Genomic DNA, 26267 nt, shown 5'->3' on the forward strand with positions numbered 1-26267 from the left:
GTCGCCAGGCAATTATAGGGGTAATTCATGCGGATTTGATATTACGTCCAGATCAAAAAGCGTAGAATCATGTAAATGGCGGCGGCGACAAGCTGTAGAAACATCACTGGAATGCCATAGCGCAGGAATTTTTTGAACGTGATACGCTTGCCGTGCTGCTCGGCAATCCCAGCCGCCACAATATTCGACGAAGCTCCCACTACAGTTCCATTTCCACCGAGCGTGGCACCATACATCATGGCATAAAACAGGGGCAGAACGATCGCGGGAAATTGTCCCTTGAAGTCCGGTGATAGAACCTCTGCACCTGCAAACCCCACGTTTACGACATATTGTTTTAGCAAGGGTACCATTGCCACCACCAGCGGGATATTGGGTACTACACTGGATATCAATCCCACAAAAAAGAGGATGACAATCGAACCAAGGAAAATATTTTTTCCCAAAAGTACTGTTAAAACCCCTGATAAAGAAGTGATAACCCCTGTCTTCTCCAATCCTCCAATTACAACAAAGATACACATAAAGAAAATCAGCGTACTCCAATCAACATCTCGCAAAATGTGGCTGACGGTATCGATTTTGCTGTGGTGGGCGAGCATCATAGCTAGGGCTGCACCCAGGAGTGCAACTGTAGCTGGCGAGACTGGAACCGGTAGCGATTCTCCGACTACGAAAAATACAAGTACAAAGGCTGCGATTAGTGCTCCCACAATTAAAGTACGGGGATGATTGATTTTAGGGCGCGGCAGTTCTTCTAAACTATCGAGCTTTTTATTCCAGATTTTGCGAAACAAAAATGGGAGAACGGCAACAACTACACCAACAGCGATCGCGCCACCCAGACTAAGCCGTATTAGATAGTCGGTAAAGCTGAGATTAACCGCATCGCCCACAATATAGGTGGCGGGATCTCCAACGATGGTCAACAGCCCCGAACTATTGGCAACGAACACCATCAAAATTAAGAGCGGCACAAAATCTACGCCCACTTCCTGTGCCATCGGCGGCACCAGCGGTGCCAGCAGCATCACGGTTGTTGCATTTGGTAAGAAAGCACAGATGGGCGTGGTAATCGCCACAATGCCCAGCAATAGGCGATCGCCCCTTCCTTTCGCCAAAATCACAATTTGCGTTGCCAGGTAGTCAAATATCTTAGTGGGTTCAAACGCCCGCACCATCACCATCACGCCAAAAAACAGACCGAGCGTGCCGTGGCTTTGACCGATGTAGCCAATTGCTTGTTGCAGGGTCATCACATTCGCCGCCACCAGGATTAATGCACCTAGAAATGCAGCAACAGTGAAGTGAATCCATTCTGTAATTAACAGGAAAATTAAACCGCCAAAGACGGCTATTGATAAAACAGCTTGCCAATTTTCCATAAAATCCTTTGTTTTTTAGTCAGATTTAGGACATCATCATGTGTTTTGACAAAATTTCCAGAAATATAGGTATGTCTGAGCTAGACTAGCAACCTATGCAATCTAACATAAAGGGCTTTTAGTTGCCATCAGTACAAATTAACAGCAACCTTTGGGCATTTGTATTAAGGCTCTCAACTACAATAGTGAATTACAACAACGGTATATAAGGTAGAGGAAACTTGGTAATTAGCGATCTACAATCCCACGTGGAGATGGTGGGTTTGATTTTAGTATTTGCGATCGCCCATAGCGGTTTGGCAAGTTTGCGGATGCGCGGTGAGGAATATATCGGAGCCAGGGCTTATCGAGTCATTTTTGCGCTGGTGAGTTTATCTTTAGCCGTTCCGCTGTTTATCTACTATTTCAATCATCGCTACGATGGCGTGCAACTGTGGCAGGTGCAGGGCGTACCCGGCGTACATGAGTTTGTCTTAGGGCTGTCAGCAATCGCATTCCTATTCCTATATCCCGCCACGTTCAATCTAGGCGAGGTGGCGGCAATCCAGAAACCGCAGGTGCATCTGTTCGAGACGGGAATTACGCGCGTGGCGCGTCACCCCCAACTCATTGGCATGACTCTATGGTGTATTGCTCATACTGTGTGGTTGGGAACTTCCTTTGCACTGGTCACCGCGATCTCGCTGGTAGGCTATCACCTGTTTGGCGTGTGGCACGGCGATCGCCGCTTATATCAGCGTTATGGCGAAGCCTTCCTAGAATTAAAGCAGCGCACGTCGGTTATTCCTTTTCTAGCGATCGCGCAAGGTAGGCAAGAATTTAGGTGGCAGGAATTTATCCGCCCTGCTTATATTGGCGTTGCCATTACGATCGTGCTTTTTCGCTGGCTCCATCCCATTGCGATCGATTCCTCAGCGCGGGTCTTTTGGTAGGCGATTGGATGGTGCTGGGGATTCTTCTTCTGGTGTTGTATTGAAATAAAAAAATCTTTGTCGAGCGCAGGTACGGCACATTTGCCATCGTTGGAGCTCTCCGATGGGAGTGGCGCAACTGCAACAAGGGCATCGAGGTAGATGGGCGGTACTCTGTTTTACTGCATTTGACCATCGCAGGAAGGCTTCGATCGCTGTTTCAGGTGGGCTAGCAGGAGTTTTGATAACTGGCTGTGGCGATCGCACAAAACTGGGATGCTTTTGCATGAGTTCGGTCGGTTCGGCAGCTTTTGCGGAGTCTACTACTTCAGTTTTGGTAACTTTTGGGGGTAAAGAAGCCCACTTAGCGGTGGAAAAATGAATGTCTGCTAAAGGCGGTGCCGAGCCTATTAGCAGGGGGTTGAGCTTGGCAAGAATGCTCCGCCGCTGAAATACCAATGCCTGCGACCAGACCGAACTGGAAACGGCTACTTGCAAAACCTGTCGATAAATTCCACTGGGGCGAGTTTGCACCGCAACGTTATTACCGACCACGGCTTCCCAATGCTTAATTACCTGCAAAAACTGTCGCCTATGCTTCCAGGTTTCCTCTGCCTGAATGCGCTCTACGATTTGCCTTACGTCGCTTAGTGACATTGATTGTTATTGATTGTTATGGCACAAGTTATATTGCTATTTATTTCTACCAAATTTCCAGTCTTCCCCGCCAGGAAGTTAGGCAAGATAGCTTTCTAAGAGCTTGATGAATTCTTGCTTGGAGACAGCGGCATAGGCAAAGTTGAGGAGATCTTTAGCGATCGAATTACTGCGATCTCTATTCGCGATCTTTTATTTCTTAGGCCACCCCAAACTCAGTATACTTCCGCACATAGGGTGCTTGAAAACCTAATACAATATCCTCCTTAGGTACTCCCATTGCTACCAATTCATGTGCCACCCGCAGTTCTGTTGTATTTTGCTGCACCCAAATCTTGCCATCCTTAATATCCAGATGTAGCACGCAGCCATGCACCCGCCGATGTCCATCCCAACCGACATCGACCACCTGATAACGATCCTGTTGCGTATCGAAAATCGTTTGCGATTCAATCTCACCATTAGAAATAGGAGTCGCCGCATATTCTGTCAACAGCGCTTGCACGAACTGACGATACTGCTCTATCTCATCCATTGTAGAATCACCTCATTTAATGGGGCATAAACAATTCGATTAATTTGGTATCGCTCTACCGAGATTTGCAAAAACTCCCTTTGAAAAAAAGCTTCATGCCTGCCCTTTCTGCTGCTAGTAAACGCTCTGCACCCAAGTCAATTTCAAACTTTGCCCCACCAGCTTCCATCTTCAGTGGATCGTCAGTAATTACCCAATTCTCCTTCTGAAGCGCCACTTTGACAGCTTCATGAAATAGATCCCGATCAGCCATTTTACCTATGCAAATATTTAACCCTATCTTACCTCCAGTACCCCAATCTGACTTAACTTCTAGTCTTCATTGTAAGGTGAGTTACTGAAATACACAATGACATATGTATTAATATGCGCATATTTTCCTTGACATGCATTTTAAGATATGCGTATCATTTAAATTAAATTAATACGCATTTAGAGTTAATCATGCCTGCGCTGAATATCTATGTTACTGATGAGCTTAAAGATCGCATGAATAAGGTTGATGCTAATTGGTCAGAAATATGTCGTAGAGCAATAGAAGTAGAACTACTGCGTTTTGAGGAGCAGGCATCACACCAATTTGAACTTGTTGAGGTAAAAGAATGGATCAGCGAGTCTTTAGATCCAACCTCAGTCCACAGCAATGTTGTAGTGAAACCTTTTTTACACAAAACAGATTCCTCAAAAAATGAGGTGAAGGTACTTCTGGATTTCTACACGGAGTTAATGTCAGAACTACATAAGTTTCATTTGACTACTCTTAAAGGAAACCTTGGCAATTTGTTGGAGGTTAAGCATCGAGCTGACGTTTTGTTCCCGGGACGTGACTGGTTATCCGGCAGCTTAGGCATTAAGCTACAAATGTGTTTTAACCATCCTGTAACATCTACGCAAAAATTAACCTTAGAGCCTGTCAAGGCAGAATTAGTAACTTTGTCCATACAAGAGGAACATACAAACTTCTCGGTAAAAAATGAGGTTCTTCCTCTACTTCATGCTCCAACTTCACAATTGGCGACTGTTGAAAAGTTTATCGATATTGAGCCAGAGATTGTTGAATACGAGAGTACCAACTTTAAAGTTCCATCTTTTCCTAGTGAAGTTTATTCTGATTTTAGGAAAGCATGGAACAATGTCTATGAAGAACTTTACTGTGGTAAGTGCAAACCAATTTCCTCTACTATTATCAAGCGACTTTGGAAAGGATGGTATCATCCAAACATAGAAACAGATATTGAAAACTGGGGATTTGAGTGGAGCGAAAAGAATAGTCATCGGGAACCAGAAGATGAACAAGAGGAGTTAGTAAATAAGTTTTATGAAGAATTCTTAGGGGATAACTACTGTGGTGGACGAGACTGGATTTTTCTCGCCTTTATTGAGTTTGTCTCAAAATTCATATTTGACGGGGAATTTCTAGAGTTAAGTAGGATCGACCCATTACAGCTAAACTCGCTACCTCTAGATGAACGAGATAGCCTTCCAGCACAATCAGGAATTTACTTTGTACTAGATGAATTGGGAACGATTCACTACATTGGGATGTCTGTCAATCTTCAACGACGATGGTACTCACACCATCGGCAGGAAGACTTTGATTTGATTGAGAGGGCAAAAATTGCATATATTTCTGCACTTCCTAAACATTATCTTAGAGAAATAGAAGCTGCTTTGATTCAAAGCTTTGTTCCACGACTTAATGTATTGGGAAAACTGGCTTAACAGTTACGCGAGCTTTCTATAGTGGGATATCACTAAGCTTTAGATTGCGGTTTTGTGGATAAATTCTCCGATCTTCTGGGCGGCTAAGCGCAGGACTTCTGGATCGTGTACCAGCGCAAACCGAACGTAACCTTCGCCATATTTGCCGAAACCTGCGCCAGGTGAAAGTGCCACACCTGTTGTTTGCACCAGATCCATACAAAACTTAACCGAATCCCGCGCCCATTGCTCTGGCAGCTTTGCCCATAGGTACATCGTCGATGGCGGAGTCGGGATCTGCCAGCCAATTTCATGTAGGGCTGCCACCATCGCATCCCGCCGTTGCCGAAAAATATCAGTAGAGCGCGTCACCTCGGTGCGATCGCCCAACAAAGCCGCGATCGCGCCGCGCATGATGCCGCGATATTGGTTGAAGTCCACAACTGCCTTTATCTGCCGCAGAGCGCTAATTAACTGCCGATTCCCCACCGCAAACCCAATCCGAAAGCCGCCCATGCTATAGGACTTTGACATCGTAAAAAACTCAATCGAGACCGATCTTTCCCGATCCGATTGCAAAATCGACGGTGGTGTGGAGCCATCAAACACGAAGTCCACGTAGGGAAAATCGTGTACCAGCACCAGATTATGAGTTTGGCAAAACTGCACTGCCCGATCGAAAAACTCCCGCGAGGCGATCGCCGTGGTGGGGTTATGGGGATAGCTCAGTACCATTAATTTCGACTGCGCTAGCACGGGGGTGGGAATATCGTCAAATACAGGTAGGAAGGCATTCTCAGCTAGTAATGGCATTCCGTAGATCTGCCCGCCAGCCAGGTGAACGCCGCCGTAGTGGGAAGGATAGCCAGGATCTAAGAGCAGAGCAAAGTCACCCGGATTTAAAATTGCCAGCGGTAAATGGGCGGTACCCTCTTGGGAGCCAATCAACGGCATTACCTCCGCGTCCGGATCGACGCTCGCGCCAAACCTGCGCTCTACCCAGGTTGCTGCTGCCGCTCGCATGTCGCCAATATCGCGAAACAGGGCATAGCCGTGGGTACCAGGATCGTTTAAAGCTGCTGCGATCGCCTCCAGAATGTGCGGTGCGGTGGGCAGGTCGGACGAACCCAGCGAAAGGTCGAGAATTGTTTGACCGGCTCGGTTCGCCGCCGCCTTGGCGGTATCCATGTCGGCGAATACATTAGAACCTAAAGGTTTAAGGCGATCTGCAAATTGCATAAACTTTCCCAGAGCAAGGTAGAGATTAAGTATATTAGTAGAAGCAAAACATATAGGTATACAGGTCTAAAGTCATGGCATGTAAAAAAAGATCTACGCTAGCCACAGCGATTCGACTGCATCGTAATTTTCACTTCAAAACTGGACTGCTACTAGATACTGGTGTCAGACTTCTTGGCGTTCATCGTTGCCTGCTTACTAAACCATTCTACAAAGCCGCAAAGTTGGCAGGTTATGCAAACGTTGCACTGGCAAGTATGGCACTGGTCGTACTTGAGGACTAACTATACCTACCTGGTTGACTGAGCAAATTCTGTAAGGGCGGGTTTAGCAAGTAAGTAAACGGTTTTATACAGAGCTTTTAGGCAAAACCCGCCCCCTACCACCACTTGGGCTTTTTAAAACTTTTGTCAGTCAATGAGGATAGCTAAATATATTTTAGAAAAACATTGGAGAAATAACAGAAATGATTACTTTGACAGATGCGGCGATCGCGCGAGTAAGAAATCTACAAACACAAAAGGGGACTACTGCCCCTCTAAGGGTTGGGATTAAAAAAGGTGGCTGTTCCGGGCTTTCCTACGTCATGGAGTTTGCCGAGCAACTGCAACCGGACGATAACCAATTTGAGTGCAATGGCGTTAATGTTGTCGTCAACGACGAAAATTTACCCCAATTGCAAGGTTTGGAACTAGACTATACGGAAGACTTTATGGGTGGTGGTTTCCGCTTTCGCAACCCCAATGCCAGTAAGTCTTGCAGTTGCGGCACCTCCTTTGCCACGCCCAAGGAGACAGGTACTCCTGTAAGCTGTAGCTAGTCAAAGCTCAAATCGATCGTTACTCCGTCAATGCGGTACCCACTTCAACTAGTCAAAAAATCTATATTCCTGTTGCTGACTGGTATAGTCCTGGTCAGCATTCTTTTTGCTTGTACCAGTACCCAACCCGATCCCCAAAAATCGGGTAACGGGCGCATCACAATCGGTACCACCAGCACGATTAAGACACTCGACCCTGCTGATGCCTACGATCAACTTACTGGTAATATTCACTTCAACACGCTCGAACGCCTTTACACCTATAAGCCTGGAACGACCGAGCTAGTACCGCAACTAGCTACTGCTATGCCCAAAGCGAGCGCGGATGGGTTAGTCTATACGATCCCGGTGCGGACAGGTGTAAGATTCCACGATCGCACCGATTTTACTGCCGAGTCAATGGCATTCTCGCTGCGCCGCTTCATCCAGCTCAAAGGCGCGCCATCTTTTTTGCTGTCGGATGTAATTAAATCCGTGCGTTCCAATAATGATGCTCGCGAATTGATCGTGACGCTAAAACAGCCATTTCCGCTATTCCCGAAGCTTTTAGCGTTTACGGGCGCGGGCGCGATTTCACCTCTGGCTTATGGTGGTAGCGGCAACAAAGATTTCTTCCCCAAGCAGATAGTTGGTACGGGGCCTTATCAACTGGCTCAGTATGTTGAGGGCAACCTGCTGCGCCTTGATGCCTTTCCAGACTACTGGGGACAGAAACCTGCGAATCGAGGCATCGACATCCAGTTTTTATCTTCTAATGCCAATCTCTTAAATGCATTTAAAACCGGGGCGGTGGACGTGGCATTTCAAACTCTTAGCCCTACCCAGATTCACAGTCTAGAAACTAATGCTGCCCAACAAGGTTGGACAGTGGCTTCTAACCAGGGGGCGACGATGCTATTTATGGTATTGAATGTAGCGCAACCGCCACTAGATAACATTAAGGTGCGGCAGGCGCTGGCAGCGGCTATGGATCGACCGCTGTTGCAAGAACGGGTATTTCAAGGGCAGAGAGTTCCCGTTTACAGCCTGATTCCTGCTACTCTGAGCGCCTATCGTCCAGTATTTCAAAATCTCTACGGTGACGGTAACGCCAAGCTTGCCAGACAGCTACTCACCAAAGCCGGATACTCGGACGATCGCCCCGTCAAAATTTCGATCTGGTACACGCCCAAATATGCAGGCAATGGCGATTTGGTCGCCAGTACGCTCAAAGCAGCGATCGCCAAGAGCGTGGGCAAAATCCTCCAAATTAAGTTAGAGAAAGTCGATCAAACCGTTGCCTATGCCTTTATTGATAAGGGGGCTTACTCGGCGTTCCTGTTAGATTGGGTGCCTGACTCTTTCGATCCTGATAACTTTACTTATCCATTCTTATTATGCGAAGAAGCCGATCGAAATGGCTGCACTAAAGGCGGCAGTCAATATTTTGGCTCCTTCTATAACAATCCAGAAATGAATCAATTGCTGGCTCAACAGCGCTTGGAGCAAGATCCAGTCAAACGCGATCGGATCTTCGCTAAAATTCAAGATATCTTGGGTAGGGATGTCCCGTTTATCCCCCTCTGGCAAAACCGCGAATATGCCTTCGCTCGACCTGGTGTGAAAGGGGTCGCGATCGAGCCAACCCAACAATTACCCTATAGTTCAATTCACAAAACCTGAGCATGACTCATGATTCTAGTTATAGAAGATGACGACGATATCAGAGAGAATATCTTGGAAATCCTGAGCGACTCGGGTTTCGAGGCGATCGCGGCACCAAATGGGAAGATTGGCGTTGAGCTAGCCCAGCAACATAAGCCTAACCTGATTATCTGCGATGTCACGATGCCAGAGCTTGGTGGTTACGACGTAATCGCCAAACTACGACAAGAACCTGAATTGGCGCTGACTCCCTTCATCTTTCTGACAGGGATGTACGACCAAACTAGCCTGCGTCATGGCATGACCTTAGGCGCAGATGACTATTTGAGCAAGCCCATTTCTCGCAAAGTATTGCTAGATGCCATTAATACCCGTCTGGAAAAGCAAGCTTTAATTAATCGTCAAGCACGCTCGAAGTTAGATGCACTGCGTAATAGTATCTCGTTATCGCTGCCTCACGAACTTATTACACCTCTAAGCGGTATTCTGGGTCTAGCTCAGATTCTGATTGAAGAATATGCGACGATTTCGCCAAATGAAATTCTCGAAATCGCTCAGGATATCGAAGCCTCGGGACAGCGCCTCAATCGATTAATTCAAAACTTCATTACTTACGCAGAGCTACAAATCGATCGGAAACCGCTATCTGAAGACGAACAATCTAAGCTATCTACAGAAACTAGCAACGTGATTATTACCAGAGTAGCGATCGCTAAAGCAAAACTGGCAAACCGAGAGGCAGACCTACAGCTAGAACTGGATGACGAGATCGCTTTGGCAGTTCCAGAAACTAAGCTGCAAAAAGTTTTGGAGGAAGTAATCGACAATGCTTTTAAGTATTCGGTTGTGGGGACACCAGTGCATATCTCCAGTCAGAAGATCGATAATCATGCCGTTATCAGGATCGGCGATCGCGGTAGAGGCATGACCGCAGCTCAAGTTAATGATGTGGGGGGCTATATGCAGTTCGAGCGCACGCTATACGAACAGCAGGGATCGGGACTGGGCTTAGCGATCGTCAAACGCATAACCGAACTCTATGGAGGTAGTTTTCGGATCGAAAGTGAGGTCAACGTCCAAACCACAGTCGAGATTTCCTTACCTGGTTGCTAGACAGCCACTAGTTTGTCAGCTCTTATGCCGTTATCGAGGACTGGCGAGGTATAGCTATGATGTCTTCCGCATTCTGACAATTTGTGCCGGGCAGAATATCAAAAAATCTTTGCGTTCCAGTTAGCTCGATCAGAACTTCCACAGATTCGCTTAAGTCGCACAGCGCCAACCGACCGCCATTAGCCTTAAGGATGGTCAAGGCTGAGATCAGAGCACCCAAACCGCTATTGTCGATGAATGACACGTCATGCATATCTACAACCAAAATATCTGGTTTGCTCTTGGCAGCGACAACAATCTCTTGGAAAAAATCCTCAAAATGGCTGATATCTAGACTGCCAGAAAGCTTGATTGTCTGAACCACAGGACTCATATCAACCTTTACCTTACGCCTCGGAGATTTTAGATTTGGATTCATCAACATGATTGGTCGTTGCAAGAGGGTGTATTTGGAGTGCAGGTGTCACCAACTCAAATTGCTAGATTCTAGCAATTGTGCTTTATGCAGATCTAATTCGGTCGGTTGCGATCGCTATCGCTCTTCCTGCGCGCTGGTTGCGAGTCCATAAAGCAAAATGGCTGCACGATCGGGGCGATCTAGTTTATGCCTGGGGGAGACATGCCAGAATTGCATAACCGCCATAGATAAAGTTACGCGCTTTGGTAGCAGCAACCTCAACGCGATCGATACCTTGCTCGCGATTTGGATAACGACTGAATAAACCTAACTTAACTGGAGATCGTGAAAAACTCGGGAATTTTTTGGCGATCGCCCTATGTTTATTGCGGTTATACCAATTTAAATTGTCGGGGGTACAGACGAGGGGTGTGGGGGCAATGCCCCCAAGAAGGGGAGGCAGGGCGGTCTTGGGGGTTCCCCCGCTAGAGCCACTGCCTGCTCCACCACTTTACCCCGTTTCATCTGTTGGGTTTACTATACAAATTCCGGCGGGTCGTCACCGCGTGCAGATGGGCGCGCAGCAATTGCCTGTCATTGAAGGAAAAAAAGGTTTGAGTACAAACTAAGTGCTAGCTCCTGTCGCAGTTCGAGCAGTTTCAGTATTCTCTGACTTGGGCGGGACTTTACGAATTTCGGTACAAAATGAAGTGACGTTAGACATGCCAACGGTTATACCAGCACGGAGGCACAGATTGGGGCGGGGAAACCAGAATTTTTCCTCAGAGTAAACCGTGCCATACTCCGTGATCAGGCTCAAGACATCATCGGAACTCATGACATAACGCCCGACTACGGGTGCTTTTTCCGCATAGCCCTGATGCCGCAGCAGGTGGCCCTGTTGTATATCATCACCATCTGCGATCGGCACGAATATAGTGAAACCTTTATGGTTACCCTCGCCCACCGTATCTTTGTTGTCCCATTCCATTGAGCCATTCCACGTTACTTTGGCGGCACATAATGCCTGTTCGGGGTTAAAGCCGTGTTGCTCGCACAGTTCGATTACCTGAGGATCTTGTACGGACAGCATCTCCAGGTGAATTTCAGACGTACCGCTTTCAGCTTTTTTGATAATAAGGTGATGGCTAGTGCGCGTTGATGTCCAGGTACCAGCTCTGTGCTGGAAAAATTCCACTATATTCATGTTTGATTATTTACACTTATGGCGATCGGCTGTCAGAAATACAGGCTTATTATTTATTAGGGCTTAGGCAAAAATCCTGTCGGTAGGGCGAGCATTACCCACCTTACTACACGCATAGTAGGAAAAAGTTTATTTTGCGCAAGTCCTGATTAACTTAATGTTACCGCAAAGTTTTTACAAAGCAGCTTTCAAGTAAGAGGGGATAGCTAAACAGGACTTGGTGTAACGCGAGTTCGTAGCCCTATAATGCAGGATCGTGCATCCCAAACTAATTGACGGTGCGTTTCTGGGGCAGTGTATTTGTCTTCAAAACTGCTAGCTCTTGCTCTAATAAACTAATGCGCTCCAGGAGTTGCTGATTTGCCAGCATGAGTTCTTGGGCGCGAGTACTGAGATATGGATCTGATTCCCACCAGTTAATGCCGATTTCTTTAGCTTTATCCACAGAAGCCACCAGCAAGCGAATCCTAATGCTGAGCAATTCCACATTGCCGACCGTGACGGTAATGTCTCCCGCGATGACAATGCCCTTGTCTAATACCCGTTCCAGGACATCAGCCAGGGAAGAGCTACCAGTATTTGTTCTAATCGTTTGCGTCATTGCGTCGTCATGGTAGCTGATCTAGTAGTTTGGCCAGAGATGCTTCTAACTCAGGCGTGCGATCGAATCTGGAGATGAGGACATCATGGCACAAATCGCGAAAATCTTCATTCTGGCCCGAGATGGGAATGTCATGCTCGTGACAGATCCGACCGATCATCAAACAAATTCGCAAACTGGAAGATTTAGTATGCTCGGAGCGACGACGATAGCTCCGTACTAAGTTGATAATCTTGAGAGATTGTGTGGGACTCAGCCCCACACGATTAGTTAGAATCAGCTTTTCAGTCTCGATGTCACTCTCGCCAATCTCAATTGTGATCATGCGATCCATCAAGGCATCCTGGGTAGCATGCACGCCTGCATATTCTTCAGGGTTAGAAGTAAATATCGCCCGAAATTGCGGGTGTACTCGCACGTACTCATTCTGGGAGCTATCCGGTGGAAGGACGATTAACTTCTCCTCTAGCGTACTGAGCAGGACATTGTTTACCTCAGGGCGCGATCGATTAAACTCATCATAAATTAGGGTAAAGCCTTCCTTGGCAGCGAGCGTGAGGCGGGAATCCACCCAACTGCTGCGCATGTCGTCTTCTACCTTGAGGACGGAGTGAATGTAGTTATCTACAACTTTTTTACGGGTGTAGCCTGACTGCGACCCTATGAGTTTTGAGGATTTTAAATCTTCATCGCCATAAATCAACACCATAGGGCGACCGAGCAGTCCCGCTAGATGCATTGCCATTGTCGTTTTGCCCGTACCAGCCGGCCCGCGCAGGTGGATGGCAAAGCCAGATTGCAGGTATCGTAAAGCGCGACGAGCAATTTGTCGAGTGAAGTCGGTACTGACAAATTGCTTGGGATTAGCTTGTAGAACTGTTGTCATATTTCAATAAGCCCAGTAGTAGCTACATTGTTGCTAGAGGCAAGTCGCACTTAACTTTAACCCTAATTTGCGGATCGCGATCGCTCGATTGCGATCCACAAGTCCAACGATCGAATGCGATCGCTCTAGGCTTGCTCGACCATTTTTAGTAAAGCATTTAAAATGTCAGACGGATCTACTTTTAGAGAATTAGCACCTCGAGCCAGTAAATCTCTGACGCGATCGCGGTTATTCACAACCTGCATAACGGATGGCTTGCCGTCTAATTTGCTGATGTAGTCCTTGATGAACTGCTGAATTTTATTGGCACTGGGAACGACTGGTGCAGGCTGAGGAGCAGGAGTGACAGCGGGAGCAACAGTTTTGGGAGCAGCGGCTTTGGTCTCTTTAGTAGCAGTTGCAGGTTTAGACGCAGGTTTGGTTGCTGCTGCCTTAGGCGCGGCTTTAGAACTGGCGGTCTTTCTCGTGCTGCTAGCTTTAGATTTTGGGGCTGGAGGTACGATTTCCTCTGCGTCATCCTCCATACTCCAGACAGACTGCTTAATATAGTTGCAGTATTCTGCTAGTTCTTGACGCAAAGCCTCGGACATGGCCGCGCGATCTTCAGCAAACTCTTCCAGTTGCGTTTTTACTTCAACGGCGCGATCCGCCACTTCCTGTTGCCGTTGCTCGGCATCCGCAGTTGCCTGAGCCAGGAAATCTTGAAAGTATTGGACGCGCAGGGTCGTGTCGATTTCGGCTTGCTCGATGCGCTGTCGAGCAACTTCTGCCATGTGCGCTTGGACGGCGGCGGCACGATCCATGGCTTCAGCAATGCGATTGTTGGCATCGCGGGCAGCAGCAACGATTCTGGTTTGGTGAATTTCTGCGATCTGCGATCGCACGCTAGCAGCCCGCGCCTTCACCTCTATGGCACGCTGCATACTATCGAGTTTAGCTTGAGCGAGGCGCTGTTGTTGGGCTTGCGCTAATTCTTGGGCTAATTCCTCCGCTCGTACCTGAATCTCGTGCAGTCGATCTGAGCGATCTAGCTGGCATTGTGCGACAAACTCCTCTCGCTCTTGCAGTCTTTGTTGTTTGGCTCTAGCAAACTTTCGCATCAAAGAGGCCATAGTGAGTTCCTCAATATGTAGATTTGGCTGAATTTAGGCTAAGTTAAAAACGCACGAATATGCGTATGGCGCGAATAATAATGAGAATCTATGCAAGGCAAGAATCTTATAGACAAATAGGAACTTGGATATAAACCCCAAGTTCCCACTGCTATCTTTGCGATCGATCCAACCTGCTAAAATTGAGGGTATCTAAGCCGCAGGCACGGCTGCAGAGGTGGTGAGACCAACTGCTTCTGCGTACTTGAGGTATGTTTCTACAGAGGCGATGACAACGCGGGCTTCAATTGCTAGCAACTCAATCCCTACCAGAGAGACTCTTACCCAAGCATCGATCACTACACCTTTATCAAGGATGCGATCGACTACTTCCGCAAGGCTAGAGGAAGAATTTACCTTTTCAACTGCCATAAAAATAACACTCCAAAATTCTTTGTACTGACGTTAGGTACTCCAAAAGAGTAAGAATCCTTGACTCTGAAGCTATAGCTGTAGACGGATAGGCCAATAAGGGGTACGAGGACTGCGCTCCTATGCAAGGGAGGCTAACCCTGCGACCTGTACTAAACCTGTTGGCTATAGCAGCTATAAATTTAGTGAAATGGCAATGGTTTAAAAATTGCCAACTAGATAGACGAACTATGCAGCGGGAACGGCAGCGGAGGTAGTGAGGCCAACTGCTTCTGCGTACTTGAGATATGTTTCTACGGAAGCGATCACGACGCGGGCTTCGATCGCTAACAACTCAATCCCTACCAGAGAAACTCTTACCCAAGCATCGATCACGACACCTTTGTCGAGGATGCGGTCTACTACTTCAGCTAAGCTGGAGGACGAGTTAACTTTTTCAACTGCCATAAAAAAACTCCTGTTGTATTTACTAAGATATTTCCCAACTTCGCTGCTTTCCATAGCTAAAGTGAGAAAATTTTTATCCAAACCACGCGATGTCAAACAGCTATCCAATTCAGATAGGCTCTAGAGCATCATTTATAGCTATAGCCAACAGGCTTAGGACGGGGTGCAGGGGTGGAACCCCTGCGTGGGGGCGCAGCCCCCACACCCCCCTGTCCTAACAGATCTGTCTATGGCTATACAATATTTCTGCTTGCACAACTTAATGAACTTAATGAATATGTAGTTCCTAGCCCGGTTACATATCAAATGTCGATCTATGCAAGTTTGTACAGTATTCAGTTTTAACCACCCTTACTTAGCATATAGCAATAATCGTGATTTTTTGAACCCAGCCGGATTTTTCTCAGAAAATCTAAGCCAGATTGCGATATTCGAGAGTATCTACAGCCAGGTGGGATTAAGCTTAGGCAGTAAATTTCTTAAACACTAAAGTGACGTTATGACCGCCAAAACCAAACGAGTTAGATGCTGCCACGTCGATTGTCATGGCGCGAGATGCGTGCGGTACGTAGTCCAGATCGCACGCCGGATCTGGATTGACTAGATTAATTGTGGGTGGGGCGCAATCTCTAGCTACAGCCAGGACTGAAGCAACGGCTTCAATCCCGCCAGAACCGCCCAACAGGTGGCCGGTCATGGACTTTGTCGAACTGACGGCGAGCTTGTAAGCACTATCGCCAAATACTTTTTTTATTGCGGTAGTTTCGTTGGAATCGTTTGTGGACGTGCTGGTGCCGTGGGCATTGATGTAATTGACCCGATCCGGAGTCAGGTTTGCATCCTTGAGTGCCAGGGACATGGCTCTTGCCGCACCTTCATGCTCCGGTGCGGGGGATGTCATGTGATAGGCATCGCAGGTAGCTCCGTAGCCGACAATTTCCGCCAGAATATTAGCTCCTCTTGCCTGGGCATGTTCGAGGGTTTCTAAGATTAAAATGCCCGCGCCTTCCCCCATCACAAAGCCATCGCGATCGCGATCGAAAGGCCGGGAAGCATGGGCAGGATCGTCGTTGCGGGTGGACATGGCACGGGCTGCTGTAAAACCGGCAAAGCTAAGCGGCGTAATTGCCGCCTCTGTGCCGCCACAGATCATTGCCTGGGCGTAGCCGCGTTGTACTAAGCGGAAAGCATCGCCAATAGCATTGGAGCCTGCGGCACAGGCAGTCACAGTGCAGGAGTTCGGTCCTTTTGCGCCAGTACGAATAGCAGTTAAACCCGCTGCCATGTTGGCGATCATCATGGGGATCATGAACGGACTGCAGCGATCGGGACCTTTAGTCATTAAGATTTCCGCTTGATCTTCTAAAACCTTAAGACCGCCAATACCCGTACCGATCAAGACCCCAATCTGCTCGGCGTTGAGGGGGGTAATTTCAAGCTTGGCACTTTCAAGTGCCTGGAGGCTAGCGGAAACGGCAAATTGGGCAAAGCGATCCATGCGCTTTGCTTCTTTGCGATCTAGATAAGTATGCGGGTCGAAACCTTTCACCTCTCCAGCGATCCGACATTCGTGCTTGGCCGCATTAAAAAGAGTGACATCGCTAATGCCATTTTTGCCAGCAATTAAACCTTGCCAGTACTCTTCAACAGTATTGCCAATAGGTGTGATAGCACCTAAGCCAGTAATGACCACGCGGGAGAGGGATTGAGAGGTTTGCATTGTAGTGATTTTCGATCGGTGGTTGATTGTTAAGTTGTTTAGTTGCTAGCAGGCGATCGCTCTAACCACTAAAAATTACAAGCGCACGAGCTGGGCTATGCAACTATGCTGCTGCTTTCTTATCGATATAGTCAACGGCGTTTTGGACTGTGGCAATTCCTTCTGCATCTTCATCGGGGATCTCGATACCAAATTCTTCTTCTAGAGCCATAACTAGCTCTACGGTATCGAGGGAGTCAGCACCTAGATCGTTGGCGAAACTAGCTTCGGGCTTAACTTCGGCCACATCTACGCCGAGTTGCTGTGCCACAATGTCCTGAACTTTTGCAAGAGTGTCGCTCATTTAACTATGTCTCTAAGGTTGTAATGAAAAGTTTAGCGCTAATAATTTTAGCGAATAATGGTAGTTTAAATTGCAAAAAACTAAAGATGGGGACTGATTGTGCCACTTAAGCGATTGGTTCCAGCCGCAAGTGTAAGGGCAGGTTTAGCCCTAATTTAGTGGTTGTAACCGTAGATTGACTGCCAAACCTGCTCTCTAAGAGGATTTTACTCACTAGAATTCTCATATCTCCTAATGCCAGCGAAATATGGCAGCGCCCCAACTTAAACCCGCACCAAATCCTGATGTGGCGATCGCGTCACCGGGCTTAATTTTGCCAGCTCTCACCCATTCATCTAATGCTAAAGGGATGGAGGCCGCCGAGGTATTGCCGTAATTTGCGAGATTGCTCACCACTTTGGTCGGTTCGATCCCCATTCTGGCTTGAACGGCATCGAGAATGCGCTGGTTAGCTTGATGCAGGATCAACCAGTCGATCTCAGCCACCTGCAGGTTAGCACGATGTAAGGCTTTTTCCAGTACTTCCGGAACAGCGGTCACGGCAAATTTATATACCTCCTTACCGTTCATGGTGATAGGAGCGTAGGTCTGGAGATCGCGATCGTAACTGAGATTCAGCAAACCGTTGCCCCGACCATCACTGCGCAGCTCGAACCCCAGTAGCCGATCCTGCTCGCTGTCCTGCATTACCACCGCGCCCGCACCATCGCCAAACAAAATGCACGTACCGCGATCGCTCCAGTTTACCCAGCGCGACAAAACGTCAGCACCGATCAGCAAAATATTCTGATAGGTTCCCGCGCGCAGGAACTGCGCGGCCGTTACCAGGCCGAATACGAAACCGGAACAGGCCGCACTGATATCAAAAGCTACTGCCCGTTCGGCACCTAGCAACTCCTGTACCTTAGCGGCTGTGCCAAATAAATCGTCTGGGGTGGAGGTGGCAAGCACGATCAGATCTAGATCCTGGGCAGTAATTCCAGCCGCAGCGATCGCTTTGCGACCCGCATCCGCTGCCAGAGTCGCCACACCCACATCCGGCGCATCAACGATTCGACGTTGTTTGATACCCGTGCGAGTCGTAATCCACTCATCTGATGTATCGACCAACTCAGCCAGATCGTCATTGGTCATTACTTTATCCGGCACGGACGATCCACTACCAATTAAGCGTACACCTCTCATTTATCTACATCCTCGGTTTGGTTATGAGCATTGGTTGGGGGGTTAGGGGCATCACCTAACCCCCATCTAAGTAGGTGGATCGTCTGGAGCGTCCATGTCAACTGATACAGGTACTTGCTCTTTCTGGCTTTTAATTTGTTCGCGCAGCCTTTCTAAGACTTGATTGTCCACGGCATCTTTGGCGACGCGGATGGCGTTCAGGACGCTGGATGCTTTCGAGCTACCGTGCCCGATCACGCATACGCCTGCTACGCCTAAAAGTAAAGCACCGCCATATTCATCGTAGTCCATGCGCTCTTTCACTTTTCTGAGGTTGGGGCGCAACAGTAAGGTGCCTAGCTTACCGCGCCAGCCTCTTGGTAATTCTTCTTTAAGAATTTGCATAGCGACAAGACCAACGCTTTCGGCAAACTTGAGTAACACATTCCCAACAAAGCCGTCGCACACCACCACGTCAAAATTGCCCGATAAGACATCGCGACCTTCGGCATTACCAGCAAATGGGATGGAATTATTATCTGACAAGGACTGATGCACCCTCACGCTGAGGTCGTTACCCTTAGATGGTTCTTCACCGATGTTCAGCAAGCCTAGTTTGGGTTGACTGATGCCGAGCGCATAACGGCTATAAAGCAAGCCCATCATGGCGAATTGTTCGATAAATTTGGGACGACAGTCTACATTGGCTCCCACATCCAGAACCAGTACGGGTTTGTGGGGGATGAGCGTGGGGAATAGGGCACCGATCGCGGGGCGATCGATACCTGGTAGCCTGCCGAGACGCAATAGCGCGGCTGCCATCGCAGCACCCGTATGTCCTGCAGAAATGACGGCATCGGCCTCCTTTTGTCTGACTAAATTCATAGCGACGGCGATTGAAGATTTAGGCTTGCGCCGCAGTCCCTCCAGAGGTTCTTCGTGCATGTCGATCGAACCATCTGCTGCCACGATTTCTACGCCTTTATTGTGGCTGGCCTCTGGATGGTGTTGCTTAAGGTAGGTCGATATGGCATCGCGGTCTCCGACTAGCAAAACCTCTACACCTAACTTAGCTTGAGCCATTAAAGCTCCGGCAATAATTTCTCTTGGGGCATAGTCCCCACCCATAGCATCAACTGCAATTCGCACGTGTGGTTATTCCTGATTTGACTCTTGGATTTAATTTGTAAAAATTAATTAAATCTGCCAAAAATTTTAACAGTTAAGCTGACCATCCCCTAGTATGAAAATTTTTCTGGTACTGTCCGTTAAAATGAAATATATGCTTGGGTGCGATCGCCAGGGTGTTAAGTTACACTTATGCCGATATGCTCTAAGCTTAGATAATCATTGATGTAACTCAGAGGAAATAAGCGAATGCTACATCGCAAGATATATCAACTCTGTGAAGCCAAAAGCGATGTGTGGATTTACCTGAGGGATCAAGGTCGTTGGCTAGAAAGAGCGCGTATCTTAGACATTGAAGGCGACGTGGTGACGCTACGCTACGAAACTGAGGACGAGGACGAGGTTTGCTCTTGGGAAGAAATGGTACGCCTGGAGAGTATTGGTGCCGTCACGCAGAAACTGGCATCCGTGCCCAAAGGCAACGTTACATCCAGTGAAATTCTGGTATCTGAGGACTGCCCCGAGTCCGAACAAATTCATCCGCGTCCTGAGTCATCTAGCGATTAGCAGGCACCACAGTTTGTGACCCCCTACCATGCAACAGGTCGATCTAACTACACTGGTGGCAGTTTGCCATGAGCTAGCCATTTGCTGCCTGCCAGCTAAGTTAGAACAGGTGCATCAAAGCGATCGCTACACGCTTTATCTCTGTCTGCGTACTTTGCAAGCAAAGCAGTGGTTGCTAATTTCGTGGCATCCCCAAGCGGCAAGATTGCACCTGAGCGATCCGCCGCCCAACGCACCGGATACGTTTACATTCAGCCAACAAATTTGGCATCAAGTTGCGGGTTTAGCTTTAGTAGGCTTGCAGCTTGTCAGCACTTGGGAGAGAGTTGTCGATTTGCAATTTGCCTGCCGTCCGGGCGATGAGGTACTGTGGCACCTGTATGTGGAAATTATGGGTAAGTACAGCAATGCAATCCTGGTCAATGCCAGTGGCGCGATCGTCACAGCCGCTCACCAGGTTAGCTACAAGCAGTCCAGCGTGCGTCCGATTCAAACTGGCGATCGCTACGAGTTGCCGCCTGCTTTGCTCGAAACTATACCGACGCTGACGGAGACATTTGCCACCTGGTACGATCGCCTGACCCTGATTCCCCAGGAAATTTCCCGCAGCCTGTTAACAAACTATCGCGGTTTGAGTTCGGCATTGGCGCGATCGCTCTTAGCAGCAGCGGGTATAGATCCCGCCACCAAAACCGATGCAATTGCACTTACCGATTGGCAAGCTCTGTTTGCCGCTTGGCAAAATTGGTTGCAGTGTCTGGAGTCCCGCAAATTTACGCCAGCACTAACAGATAGGGGCTATACGGTAATTGGGGGATCTAGTAGGGAGAGTGCGAATATTTTTGGATATCCAATTAACGATCTATTGCGCGGATATTATTGCGATCGCCTTCAGGAGCAGGAATTTAAACAACTGTGGCAGCAAATCGATCGGGTAATTCAGTCGCAGATTGCGAAGTTACAGCATAAGTCGGGTGATTTCCACCAACGGCTGGAACAATCAGAGCAGGCAGATACGCTCAAACATCAAGCGGATTTGTTAATGGCACATTTGCAGGACTGGCAACCTGGGATGTCTGCGATCGAGGTGTGGGATTTTGTCACAAATTCAACTGTAGAGATAGCTCTCGATCCATTGCAAACTGCCGTGCAAAATGCCCAGAATTTCTACAGGCGACATCAGAAACAGAAACGGGCGAAAGAAGCGATCGCGCCGCTACTGACAGCAGTTCAACAGGAAATCGCATACTTGCAGCAAGTTGGAACTCTGGCGACACAGTTAGAAACAAGCGATTTGAAATCTTTACAGGAAATTCAGCAGGAGTTAGCGTCACAAGGATATCTCAAGCTAGCCAATCATCGCAGCGACGATCGCTCCAGAGGGAAAAGCAAGCGTGAGGAACCGCTCAATTGTCACCGCTTTCGTAGTCCCAGTGGATTTGAGATTTGGGTGGGACGCAATAACTATCAAAATGAGATAATGACTTTCCGAATCGCAGGCGACTACGATCTGTGGTTTCACACCCAGGAAATTCCAGGCAGTCACGTACTATTGCGCCTGGAACCTGGCGCAGTTCCTGACGATCTCGATCTGCAAGCTGCGGCTAATTTAGCCGCCTATTACAGTCAAGCGAGACAGAGCGATCGCGTACCTGTAATATTTACCGAACCCAAATACGTGTTTAAGCCTAAGGGAGCAAAACCCGGCATGGTAGTTTACAAACAGGAGCGCGTAATTTGGGGACAGCCATCTCGATGTTAGACCGCTGAGTTATTGGTGGGGAGCGTATTCTAATAATTCGCGAACCCGATCCAATAATTTTCTGGGACGTTGCTCAACAGTAGTCGTCATGTTAGGCTGAAATTATCTATCTAGATCGCCTATACGGGATGTTACCCAGAAAAAATCTGTCTAACACACCCAAATGGGCGATTAGGTCGAAATGTTCTGGCTAATCATCTTAATTAGGTGTTTAGGTAGAAAAAATCAGTCTAAAATATAGTTATACGTACCGATATCGCCGATTGAGTCCGTTGAGATTGTCTGAGTGCGATCGCAAACAAGCAAACAAGACGTATCGGTTACGTTTGCAAGTCCCAACAGGGGATCGGCGATCGCATAGATAAGCAGTTCGAGATTAGGCAAGCATAACGGGTCTGTTTTCTGCTCAAGTTCGGACAGTGGATCGGGGCGATCGCAAGAGATAAATAATTGTGAAGCGATCGGTGTATAACACATCATTGGAGCGGAAAATATTGAGATATTGCGGTTTTGAGTTGGGGGCGATCGCTTACCGCTCAATTTAGCCGTTAGCCCTCACACCCCAATTGCTGGCGACTACTGGTTGCTGTATTACAAGGAGTAAGTAAGTAAAATGACGGATGAGCAGAAGAAAGCAGAATTACTCAATGCGGGGGAGGCAGCGGCTTTTGCCTCAGAACTCGCTAATGCAAATATCAGAAAATACCTTGAGTTACACGGAGGTAGCGGCGCAAAGTTTGTAATGCAAACTGCGGACGGTCAAGCAAAATTTGTAATGAAAATTGCAGACGATACAATTGCAGAGGCATCTGAAATTGTCAGGAAAAGTGCAGAACTTGCCGCACGAAATCTTCAAGAGTTCATTGCCAGAGAAAAAGGAGAGATCTGATGCAAACGCTCTCTCCAGAAATAAAGCGTCCAGTAAAGGAAGTTGTCTTCTCTAGTCCATTTTTGTCTTTGGAGAGAGTGGCTTTCAATATTGCTGCGATTGAAAACTTTGCAAGTCAGAACGGTCACGATAGCAATACTCTGAGCGCATGGGACACCCTGAGATTTCTCCAACACCAAGATCTACCTCTAACTGCAAAATTAAGTATTAACCCAGAAACTGTTTGGTTTTGTGGGGATTCAATTGAATTTGCTTCTGCTGTAAAAAACTTGATGGGAAATGTTCCAATCCCCATTAACCATGCCTTCAATGCAGAAGAAATAGCATTATTCCAACCTGCCTATAATGATGCAATATCTAGATTTTCGACACTTTTCCCTGAACTATTTGCATCATTTGTATTACTTATTCGCTATGTAATTTTTGCGCGCAGAGATCATTATAGCGGAGGAACAGTATCAAGTCGAATAGGACTGATCTGGCTTTCTCCTAATAAAGACTGGTCTGATGATGAGTGGCTTGAGAATATAATTCACGAATTTGTTCACAATGCTCTTTTCTTCGAGGATCTTGTTCATTGCATATTTTTGGCTGGAAGTACGCGGCTTGAAGAACCTGATGCTCTTGCAACTAGCGCCATTCGGCAGGTAAAACGTGGCTATGATAAATCGTATCACTCAGCCTTTGTCTCTCAGACGATCATAGAGTATTATCTGGCGGTTGGACAGGTGGAGAAAGCTGCTAGCTTCATCTTCCCACTTGTTGTTTGTGTAGAGGATTTAGCTAAGAACACAAAGTTGGTTTCTGAGCATGGGAAAGAATTACTGATGGATCTTTGTATCAAGGTATTAGAGAAGTACTCAATGTTGAGCAGTAGTATTTAACGGGTTATTTTCAGAGGAGGATAGTATCCAGTGACAGACATAGTGCGCTTCTCAAACGCACCGATTGTTTTCACAAAAGCTGAGTCTCTGTTCACCGCAATAGTGGATAAGCTTAGACGCATCCTGCCTTATGCCGAGTTTCAGCATATTGGCAGCACTGCTATCCCTGGAACCTTAACTAAAGGTGATCTTGACATCATGGTACGGGTTTCACAGGAAAAATTTTGTGAGGCAGACCTACAGCTTGCAGAGCTTTTTGATCGAAATACCAGTTCATTTCAAAGCAACGAGTTCTCAGCATTCCAAGATGTCACATCCGATCCTGAATTGGGTGTGCAGCTTGTTGCTATTGGCTCCGAAGCTGACCACTTTCACTTGTGGCGACAGCTACTGGAAAGTAATGCTGAACTAAGATGCAAGTACGATGAGTTAAAGCGGAGTTTTGAGGGGCAGTCTATGGAATCGTACCGTGAAGCAAAAGCGCAGTTTATCACTGATTCTCTCAGGGGCTAACCAGCGCGTGCACCGGAACGGAGGCATATGCTATCGGTTATGATACAAATATTGTTGCCGTCCGGTGACGCGCCAGGCGTTAGCTCAGCCCAAGCTGTACTCGGATTGCCAATTCCACAGCAGTCATTTCTTCAGAAGTTATTTCCCCTGCCCTCTTCCTCATTCTTTGCTTGGAAACAGTTGTCAGCTGATCTGCCATTGCCTTCCCTTGATGACCTTGCAGGGTTACCATTGCTTCACTTGGGTATATTCGAGACACATTACTAGTTATCGGCACAACCTGAACTCGGTTAAGATTTCGGTTTGCAGCATTGTTGCTGACTATAACTGCGGGTCGCTCTTTCTTGATTTCGCCACCGACTGACGGATCGAAATTAATCCACCACACTTCACCTCTGTTCATTTTTCACTGTCTCCAATCAGAGCCTCAGCCCACGCTAAAGCCTCTGTTTCGCGCTCTTTATCTTCAGCCATGAGCTTGTAGGCAGCATCTAGTTCATCCTTGATAACGTGAGGGCGTAACAAATCTTCAATAAACTGACTAATAGCCCCCTTTCCGACCACAGTATATAGGCCGTCGTATACCTGTTCGTCAATACTTATTGTCAACTTCTTATGCATGATTTCCTCCTTACACGTACACGTATACGTAAAGTATATCACCAGTTTTGATTAAAGGGGCAATCTGCTATTGTGTACTGGTGTGTTGAGATCTAACAAACGCATGCACTCGGATGCTCGGCGATCGCTTACTTGCTTTGTGTATTAGCTTCCTGCTCGCGCCGGTGATGCTTTCCGTTGGGCGACCAAACTCTCGCACGTAAAGGTCTGAAAAAATTGTGCAACCAAGAGAAAGCAACAATGATGTGGAGGCAGCACGCGCAAAGTGGCTATCAGCAAGCAAACGCGCTTCTCAACTTGCTACCAAACTCTATGAACTACCATCTAACCGCTTCGCTGAGCTAGAGGTTTCTGACGCTTCTTCGCCCCAAGTTGCCTCAGAGATCCCTTAGAACGGGTTTCTGTGGTAGAGCTTAGCGACTCTGCGTTTATGAGGCTAGTTCCTAACCCCAATGCCCAATTGAGCATAACTTTCGCAGCCGCGACATCTCGATCCTCAACACAGCCGCATTGAGAACAACGATGAACGCGCCGATCCAGTGTTTTCTTTTCCTGATGACCGCAATTTGGGCAAGTTTGGGACGGCTTAACCTTTTGGGTTGGAACCTCGACAAATATCCCGCCCGCTTCGACAAGCTTGTATTCCAAAGCTTTACGAAACATCCCCATTCCCACATCCAAAACAGAGCGATTTAACCCCGATTTTTGGCGTTTACGCTTACCCTTCTTAGCTTTAGCGGTCATCCCTTTAAGATTGAGTTTTTCGGTGGCAACGAGGCTATTACAGCTCACGATCTCTGCTGCCTGTTTGTGTACCCAATCTTGTCTCTGATTTGCAGCTTTGCGCTGCAATGCTGAAACGCGTTTTTGCGCTTTCTTCCAGCGTTTTGACGCTTTAACCTTTTTCTTAAAGTTCGGAGATTGTTTCCTCCGTTTTTGTTTGGATGCAATCTTGATCTTGGTTTGGGTCTTTGCCATGAATCGAGGGTTCTCAATCATGGTGCTGTCACTCATCGCAGCAGCAGTCAGGCACCCAAAATCAATGCCGATTGCACCTATCCCCGTTTCTCGAACTGGCTCACACTGAACGGTGATGGAGGCAAACCACTTTCTACGCCGATATAAAATCGTACAAGTTGATGGCGTTCCCCATGTCCGCGCTTTTCCACGCATCTGAATCTGTCCTAAATTGGACAAGTCCAAATAGCCGTTATTGCCTGTCGTGTGCGCTTTCCAGCCCGAAGAACACGGATATGTCCAACCCGAATAGTCGCGAATTGATTTGAATCGGGGGTAGCCACCTAAACCCGCAAAGAAACGCTGAAATGCGAAATCAACCCGCTTTAAAGTCGCCTGTAGAGCATGAGAACCAAGTTCTTTGTACTCTGCCCAAACTTCCTTAAATGCAGGTAAACGATTCTGCCGATCAAAATAATCAACCTTCTCGCCACGCTTTTGATAGCTGTCTTTGCGGTCTGCTAACGCGCTGTTATACAGATATGCATGAAGCCGTCTCCACTCGAAAAGCTTGGCTTCTTGAGCAGGTTTCGGATAGAGGCGAAAGGTAATACGGCGTGTTAGCATGGTGTCATTATAGCACTAATAAGGCA

General features: G+C 47.5%; 33 protein-coding genes. 13 read left to right on the forward strand and 20 right to left on the reverse strand.

The window, feature by feature from the left end; all coding sequences use genetic code 11:
• Positions 1-41: 41 nt before the first annotated feature.
• Positions 42-1385, reverse strand: coding sequence for an ArsB/NhaD family transporter (locus PSE6802_RS0118790; protein WP_019501584.1), 1344 nt, complete (start codon positions 1383-1385; stop codon positions 42-44).
• A gap of 254 nt (positions 1386-1639) precedes the next feature.
• Here PSE6802_RS0118790 and PSE6802_RS0118795 point away from each other — a divergent pair, with 254 nt between their 5' ends.
• Positions 1640-2317, forward strand: coding sequence for an NnrU family protein (locus tag PSE6802_RS0118795; RefSeq protein WP_019501585.1), 678 nt, complete (start codon positions 1640-1642; stop codon positions 2315-2317).
• On the opposite strand, the gene PSE6802_RS29645 is transcribed toward PSE6802_RS0118795, so the two are convergent.
• From PSE6802_RS29645 to PSE6802_RS29650, 3 genes are all read right to left on the reverse strand, one after another.
• Positions 2297-2953 carry a DciA family protein gene (locus PSE6802_RS29645; protein WP_019501586.1) on the reverse strand — a complete coding sequence of 219 codons (657 nt, stop codon included), beginning with the start codon at positions 2951-2953 and terminating at the stop codon, positions 2297-2299. The genes PSE6802_RS0118795 and PSE6802_RS29645 overlap by 21 nt on opposite strands.
• A 199-nt stretch (positions 2954-3152) precedes the next feature.
• The gene (locus PSE6802_RS0118805; RefSeq protein ID WP_019501587.1) at positions 3153-3488 is read right to left on the reverse strand and encodes a XisI protein; all 336 of its coding nucleotides are present in this window, start codon (positions 3486-3488) and stop codon (positions 3153-3155) included.
• Between the two features lie 55 nt (positions 3489-3543).
• Positions 3544-3741, reverse strand: a complete 198-nt coding sequence (locus PSE6802_RS29650) for an element excision factor XisH family protein (protein WP_019501588.1) — start codon at positions 3739-3741, stop codon at positions 3544-3546.
• Positions 3742-3932: 191 nt separating this feature from the next.
• Between PSE6802_RS29650 and PSE6802_RS29655 the strand changes: the two genes are divergently transcribed.
• Entirely contained in the window at positions 3933-5210 is a 1278-nt protein-coding gene (locus PSE6802_RS29655) for a GIY-YIG nuclease family protein (protein ID WP_019501589.1), read from the forward strand.
• A 39-nt stretch (positions 5211-5249) separates the two neighbouring features.
• On the opposite strand, the gene PSE6802_RS0118820 is transcribed toward PSE6802_RS29655, so the two are convergent.
• On the reverse strand, positions 5250-6428 hold the full coding sequence (locus PSE6802_RS0118820; RefSeq protein WP_019501590.1) for an LL-diaminopimelate aminotransferase: 1179 nt from the start codon (positions 6426-6428) through the stop codon (positions 5250-5252).
• 74 nt (positions 6429-6502) lie between these two features.
• Between PSE6802_RS0118820 and PSE6802_RS0118825 the strand changes: the two genes are divergently transcribed.
• From PSE6802_RS0118825 to PSE6802_RS0118840, 4 genes are all read left to right on the forward strand, one after another.
• A complete protein-coding gene (locus tag PSE6802_RS0118825; RefSeq protein WP_019501591.1) occupies positions 6503-6712 on the forward strand; it encodes a hypothetical protein in 210 nt (69 codons plus the stop codon).
• Between the two features lie 182 nt (positions 6713-6894).
• On the forward strand, positions 6895-7248 hold the full coding sequence (locus tag PSE6802_RS0118830) for a HesB/IscA family protein (RefSeq protein ID WP_019501592.1): 354 nt from the start codon (positions 6895-6897) through the stop codon (positions 7246-7248).
• Positions 7249-7278: 30 nt separating this feature from the next.
• Positions 7279-8910: an ABC transporter substrate-binding protein gene (locus PSE6802_RS0118835; RefSeq protein ID WP_019501593.1), complete on the forward strand. Its 1632-nt coding sequence runs from the start codon at positions 7279-7281 to the stop codon at positions 8908-8910.
• A 9-nt stretch (positions 8911-8919) separates the two neighbouring features.
• The gene (locus PSE6802_RS0118840) at positions 8920-10005 is read left to right on the forward strand and encodes a hybrid sensor histidine kinase/response regulator (RefSeq protein ID WP_019501594.1); all 1086 of its coding nucleotides are present in this window, start codon (positions 8920-8922) and stop codon (positions 10003-10005) included.
• A 22-nt stretch (positions 10006-10027) separates the two neighbouring features.
• Here the strand turns inward: PSE6802_RS0118840 and PSE6802_RS0118845 are convergent, their stop codons facing one another.
• Positions 10028-10378: an STAS domain-containing protein gene (locus PSE6802_RS0118845; protein ID WP_019501595.1), complete on the reverse strand. Its 351-nt coding sequence runs from the start codon at positions 10376-10378 to the stop codon at positions 10028-10030.
• Between the two features lie 122 nt (positions 10379-10500).
• Between PSE6802_RS0118845 and PSE6802_RS34135 the strand changes: the two genes are divergently transcribed.
• Positions 10501-10641, forward strand: coding sequence for a hypothetical protein (locus PSE6802_RS34135; protein ID WP_019501596.1), 141 nt, complete (start codon positions 10501-10503; stop codon positions 10639-10641).
• A gap of 386 nt (positions 10642-11027) precedes the next feature.
• Here PSE6802_RS34135 and PSE6802_RS0118855 read toward each other — a convergent pair whose 3' ends face one another.
• From PSE6802_RS0118855 to gvpN, 3 genes are all read right to left on the reverse strand, one after another.
• Positions 11028-11609, reverse strand: coding sequence for a phycobiliprotein lyase (locus tag PSE6802_RS0118855; protein ID WP_019501597.1), 582 nt, complete (start codon positions 11607-11609; stop codon positions 11028-11030).
• Between the two features lie 268 nt (positions 11610-11877).
• Positions 11878-12210 carry a gas vesicle protein gene (locus PSE6802_RS0118860; protein ID WP_019501598.1) on the reverse strand — a complete coding sequence of 111 codons (333 nt, stop codon included), beginning with the start codon at positions 12208-12210 and terminating at the stop codon, positions 11878-11880.
• Positions 12211-12217: 7 nt separating this feature from the next.
• Positions 12218-13096: a gas vesicle protein GvpN gene (gvpN, locus tag PSE6802_RS0118865; protein ID WP_019501599.1), complete on the reverse strand. Its 879-nt coding sequence runs from the start codon at positions 13094-13096 to the stop codon at positions 12218-12220.
• On the opposite strand from gvpN, the gene PSE6802_RS33655 reads away from it, so the two are divergent.
• A complete protein-coding gene (locus PSE6802_RS33655; RefSeq protein ID WP_156815587.1) occupies positions 13090-13245 on the forward strand; it encodes a hypothetical protein in 156 nt (51 codons plus the stop codon). The genes gvpN and PSE6802_RS33655 overlap by 7 nt on opposite strands.
• On the opposite strand, the gene PSE6802_RS0118870 is transcribed toward PSE6802_RS33655, so the two are convergent.
• From PSE6802_RS0118870 to plsX, 7 genes are all read right to left on the reverse strand, one after another.
• The gene (locus PSE6802_RS0118870) at positions 13222-14208 is read right to left on the reverse strand and encodes a hypothetical protein (protein WP_019501600.1); all 987 of its coding nucleotides are present in this window, start codon (positions 14206-14208) and stop codon (positions 13222-13224) included. The two genes, PSE6802_RS33655 and PSE6802_RS0118870, sit on opposite strands and share 24 nt — an antisense overlap.
• A 192-nt stretch (positions 14209-14400) precedes the next feature.
• Positions 14401-14619 carry a gas vesicle structural protein GvpA gene (gene gvpA / locus PSE6802_RS0118875; protein WP_019501601.1) on the reverse strand — a complete coding sequence of 73 codons (219 nt, stop codon included), beginning with the start codon at positions 14617-14619 and terminating at the stop codon, positions 14401-14403.
• Between the two features lie 228 nt (positions 14620-14847).
• Positions 14848-15066, reverse strand: coding sequence for a gas vesicle structural protein GvpA (gvpA, locus tag PSE6802_RS0118880; protein ID WP_019501601.1), 219 nt, complete (start codon positions 15064-15066; stop codon positions 14848-14850).
• A 463-nt stretch (positions 15067-15529) separates the two neighbouring features.
• Positions 15530-16786 (reverse strand): beta-ketoacyl-ACP synthase II, encoded by a 1257-nt coding sequence (gene fabF / locus PSE6802_RS0118885; RefSeq protein WP_019501602.1) that lies wholly within the window; start codon positions 16784-16786, stop codon positions 15530-15532.
• Between the two features lie 103 nt (positions 16787-16889).
• Entirely contained in the window at positions 16890-17129 is a 240-nt protein-coding gene (gene acpP / locus PSE6802_RS0118890; RefSeq protein ID WP_019501603.1) for an acyl carrier protein, read from the reverse strand.
• A gap of 231 nt (positions 17130-17360) precedes the next feature.
• Positions 17361-18314, reverse strand: coding sequence for a beta-ketoacyl-ACP synthase III (locus PSE6802_RS0118895; protein WP_019501604.1), 954 nt, complete (start codon positions 18312-18314; stop codon positions 17361-17363).
• A gap of 66 nt (positions 18315-18380) precedes the next feature.
• A complete protein-coding gene (gene plsX / locus PSE6802_RS0118900; RefSeq protein WP_019501605.1) occupies positions 18381-19442 on the reverse strand; it encodes a phosphate acyltransferase PlsX in 1062 nt (353 codons plus the stop codon).
• A 228-nt stretch (positions 19443-19670) separates the two neighbouring features.
• Here plsX and PSE6802_RS0118905 point away from each other — a divergent pair, with 228 nt between their 5' ends.
• Positions 19671-19988, forward strand: coding sequence for a DUF6679 family protein (locus PSE6802_RS0118905; RefSeq protein ID WP_019501606.1), 318 nt, complete (start codon positions 19671-19673; stop codon positions 19986-19988).
• A 28-nt stretch (positions 19989-20016) separates the two neighbouring features.
• Positions 20017-21750: an Rqc2 family fibronectin-binding protein gene (locus tag PSE6802_RS0118910; protein ID WP_019501607.1), complete on the forward strand. Its 1734-nt coding sequence runs from the start codon at positions 20017-20019 to the stop codon at positions 21748-21750.
• Between the two features lie 225 nt (positions 21751-21975).
• Here PSE6802_RS0118910 and PSE6802_RS0118915 read toward each other — a convergent pair whose 3' ends face one another.
• The gene (locus PSE6802_RS0118915; RefSeq protein ID WP_225902685.1) at positions 21976-22230 is read right to left on the reverse strand and encodes a hypothetical protein; all 255 of its coding nucleotides are present in this window, start codon (positions 22228-22230) and stop codon (positions 21976-21978) included.
• A 133-nt stretch (positions 22231-22363) separates the two neighbouring features.
• On the opposite strand from PSE6802_RS0118915, the gene PSE6802_RS0118920 reads away from it, so the two are divergent.
• The 3 genes from PSE6802_RS0118920 to PSE6802_RS0118930 are packed head-to-tail and all read left to right on the forward strand — an operon-like array spanning position 22364 to position 24036.
• Positions 22364-22639, forward strand: coding sequence for a hypothetical protein (locus PSE6802_RS0118920; protein ID WP_019501609.1), 276 nt, complete (start codon positions 22364-22366; stop codon positions 22637-22639).
• Positions 22639-23523: an aKG-HExxH-type peptide beta-hydroxylase gene (locus PSE6802_RS0118925; RefSeq protein WP_019501610.1), complete on the forward strand. Its 885-nt coding sequence runs from the start codon at positions 22639-22641 to the stop codon at positions 23521-23523. The genes PSE6802_RS0118920 and PSE6802_RS0118925 overlap by 1 nt, the downstream gene beginning before the upstream one ends.
• 30 nt (positions 23524-23553) lie before the next feature.
• The gene (locus PSE6802_RS0118930; protein WP_019501611.1) at positions 23554-24036 is read left to right on the forward strand and encodes a GrpB family protein; all 483 of its coding nucleotides are present in this window, start codon (positions 23554-23556) and stop codon (positions 24034-24036) included.
• 79 nt (positions 24037-24115) lie between these two features.
• Here PSE6802_RS0118930 and PSE6802_RS0118935 read toward each other — a convergent pair whose 3' ends face one another.
• From PSE6802_RS0118935 to PSE6802_RS0118945, 3 genes are all read right to left on the reverse strand, one after another.
• On the reverse strand, positions 24116-24439 hold the full coding sequence (locus tag PSE6802_RS0118935; protein WP_019501612.1) for a type II toxin-antitoxin system PemK/MazF family toxin: 324 nt from the start codon (positions 24437-24439) through the stop codon (positions 24116-24118).
• Positions 24436-24657, reverse strand: a complete 222-nt coding sequence (locus PSE6802_RS0118940; protein ID WP_019501613.1) for a hypothetical protein — start codon at positions 24655-24657, stop codon at positions 24436-24438. Before PSE6802_RS0118940 ends, PSE6802_RS0118935 begins: the two co-directional genes overlap by 4 nt.
• 324 nt (positions 24658-24981) lie before the next feature.
• Positions 24982-26241, reverse strand: a complete 1260-nt coding sequence (locus tag PSE6802_RS0118945; RefSeq protein ID WP_019501614.1) for an RNA-guided endonuclease InsQ/TnpB family protein — start codon at positions 26239-26241, stop codon at positions 24982-24984.
• Positions 26242-26267 lie beyond the last annotated feature (26 nt).

Source organism: Pseudanabaena sp. PCC 6802 (assembly GCF_000332175.1).
Lineage (GTDB): Bacteria > Cyanobacteriota > Cyanobacteriia > Pseudanabaenales > Pseudanabaenaceae > PCC-6802.

Coding starts and splice junctions, on each gene's coding strand:
- PSE6802_RS0118790 (WP_019501584.1), bottom strand. CDS start 1,385: ATGGAAAATTGGCAAGCTGTTTTATCAATAGCCGTCTTTGGCGGTTTA.
- PSE6802_RS0118795 (WP_019501585.1), top strand. CDS start 1,640: ATGGTGGGTTTGATTTTAGTATTTGCGATCGCCCATAGCGGTTTGGCA.
- PSE6802_RS29645 (WP_019501586.1), bottom strand. CDS start 2,953: ATGTCACTAAGCGACGTAAGGCAAATCGTAGAGCGCATTCAGGCAGAG.
- PSE6802_RS0118805 (WP_019501587.1), bottom strand. CDS start 3,488: ATGGATGAGATAGAGCAGTATCGTCAGTTCGTGCAAGCGCTGTTGACA.
- PSE6802_RS29650 (WP_019501588.1), bottom strand. CDS start 3,741: ATGGCTGATCGGGATCTATTTCATGAAGCTGTCAAAGTGGCGCTTCAG.
- PSE6802_RS29655 (WP_019501589.1), top strand. CDS start 3,933: ATGCCTGCGCTGAATATCTATGTTACTGATGAGCTTAAAGATCGCATG.
- PSE6802_RS0118820 (WP_019501590.1), bottom strand. CDS start 6,428: ATGCAATTTGCAGATCGCCTTAAACCTTTAGGTTCTAATGTATTCGCC.
- PSE6802_RS0118825 (WP_019501591.1), top strand. CDS start 6,503: ATGGCATGTAAAAAAAGATCTACGCTAGCCACAGCGATTCGACTGCAT.
- PSE6802_RS0118830 (WP_019501592.1), top strand. CDS start 6,895: ATGATTACTTTGACAGATGCGGCGATCGCGCGAGTAAGAAATCTACAA.
- PSE6802_RS0118835 (WP_019501593.1), top strand. CDS start 7,279: ATGCGGTACCCACTTCAACTAGTCAAAAAATCTATATTCCTGTTGCTG.
- PSE6802_RS0118840 (WP_019501594.1), top strand. CDS start 8,920: ATGATTCTAGTTATAGAAGATGACGACGATATCAGAGAGAATATCTTG.
- PSE6802_RS0118845 (WP_019501595.1), bottom strand. CDS start 10,378: ATGAGTCCTGTGGTTCAGACAATCAAGCTTTCTGGCAGTCTAGATATC.
- PSE6802_RS0118855 (WP_019501597.1), bottom strand. CDS start 11,609: ATGAATATAGTGGAATTTTTCCAGCACAGAGCTGGTACCTGGACATCA.
- PSE6802_RS0118860 (WP_019501598.1), bottom strand. CDS start 12,210: ATGACGCAAACGATTAGAACAAATACTGGTAGCTCTTCCCTGGCTGAT.
- gvpN (WP_019501599.1), bottom strand. CDS start 13,096: ATGACAACAGTTCTACAAGCTAATCCCAAGCAATTTGTCAGTACCGAC.
- PSE6802_RS0118870 (WP_019501600.1), bottom strand. CDS start 14,208: ATGGCCTCTTTGATGCGAAAGTTTGCTAGAGCCAAACAACAAAGACTG.
- gvpA (WP_019501601.1), bottom strand. CDS start 14,619: ATGGCAGTTGAAAAGGTAAATTCTTCCTCTAGCCTTGCGGAAGTAGTC.
- gvpA (WP_019501601.1), bottom strand. CDS start 15,066: ATGGCAGTTGAAAAAGTTAACTCGTCCTCCAGCTTAGCTGAAGTAGTA.
- fabF (WP_019501602.1), bottom strand. CDS start 16,786: ATGCAAACCTCTCAATCCCTCTCCCGCGTGGTCATTACTGGCTTAGGT.
- acpP (WP_019501603.1), bottom strand. CDS start 17,129: ATGAGCGACACTCTTGCAAAAGTTCAGGACATTGTGGCACAGCAACTC.
- PSE6802_RS0118895 (WP_019501604.1), bottom strand. CDS start 18,314: ATGAGAGGTGTACGCTTAATTGGTAGTGGATCGTCCGTGCCGGATAAA.
- PSE6802_RS0118905 (WP_019501606.1), top strand. CDS start 19,671: ATGCTACATCGCAAGATATATCAACTCTGTGAAGCCAAAAGCGATGTG.
- PSE6802_RS0118910 (WP_019501607.1), top strand. CDS start 20,017: ATGCAACAGGTCGATCTAACTACACTGGTGGCAGTTTGCCATGAGCTA.
- PSE6802_RS0118915 (WP_225902685.1), bottom strand. CDS start 22,230: ATGATGTGTTATACACCGATCGCTTCACAATTATTTATCTCTTGCGAT.
- PSE6802_RS0118920 (WP_019501609.1), top strand. CDS start 22,364: ATGACGGATGAGCAGAAGAAAGCAGAATTACTCAATGCGGGGGAGGCA.
- PSE6802_RS0118925 (WP_019501610.1), top strand. CDS start 22,639: ATGCAAACGCTCTCTCCAGAAATAAAGCGTCCAGTAAAGGAAGTTGTC.
- PSE6802_RS0118935 (WP_019501612.1), bottom strand. CDS start 24,439: ATGAACAGAGGTGAAGTGTGGTGGATTAATTTCGATCCGTCAGTCGGT.
- PSE6802_RS0118940 (WP_019501613.1), bottom strand. CDS start 24,657: ATGCATAAGAAGTTGACAATAAGTATTGACGAACAGGTATACGACGGC.
- PSE6802_RS0118945 (WP_019501614.1), bottom strand. CDS start 26,241: ATGCTAACACGCCGTATTACCTTTCGCCTCTATCCGAAACCTGCTCAA.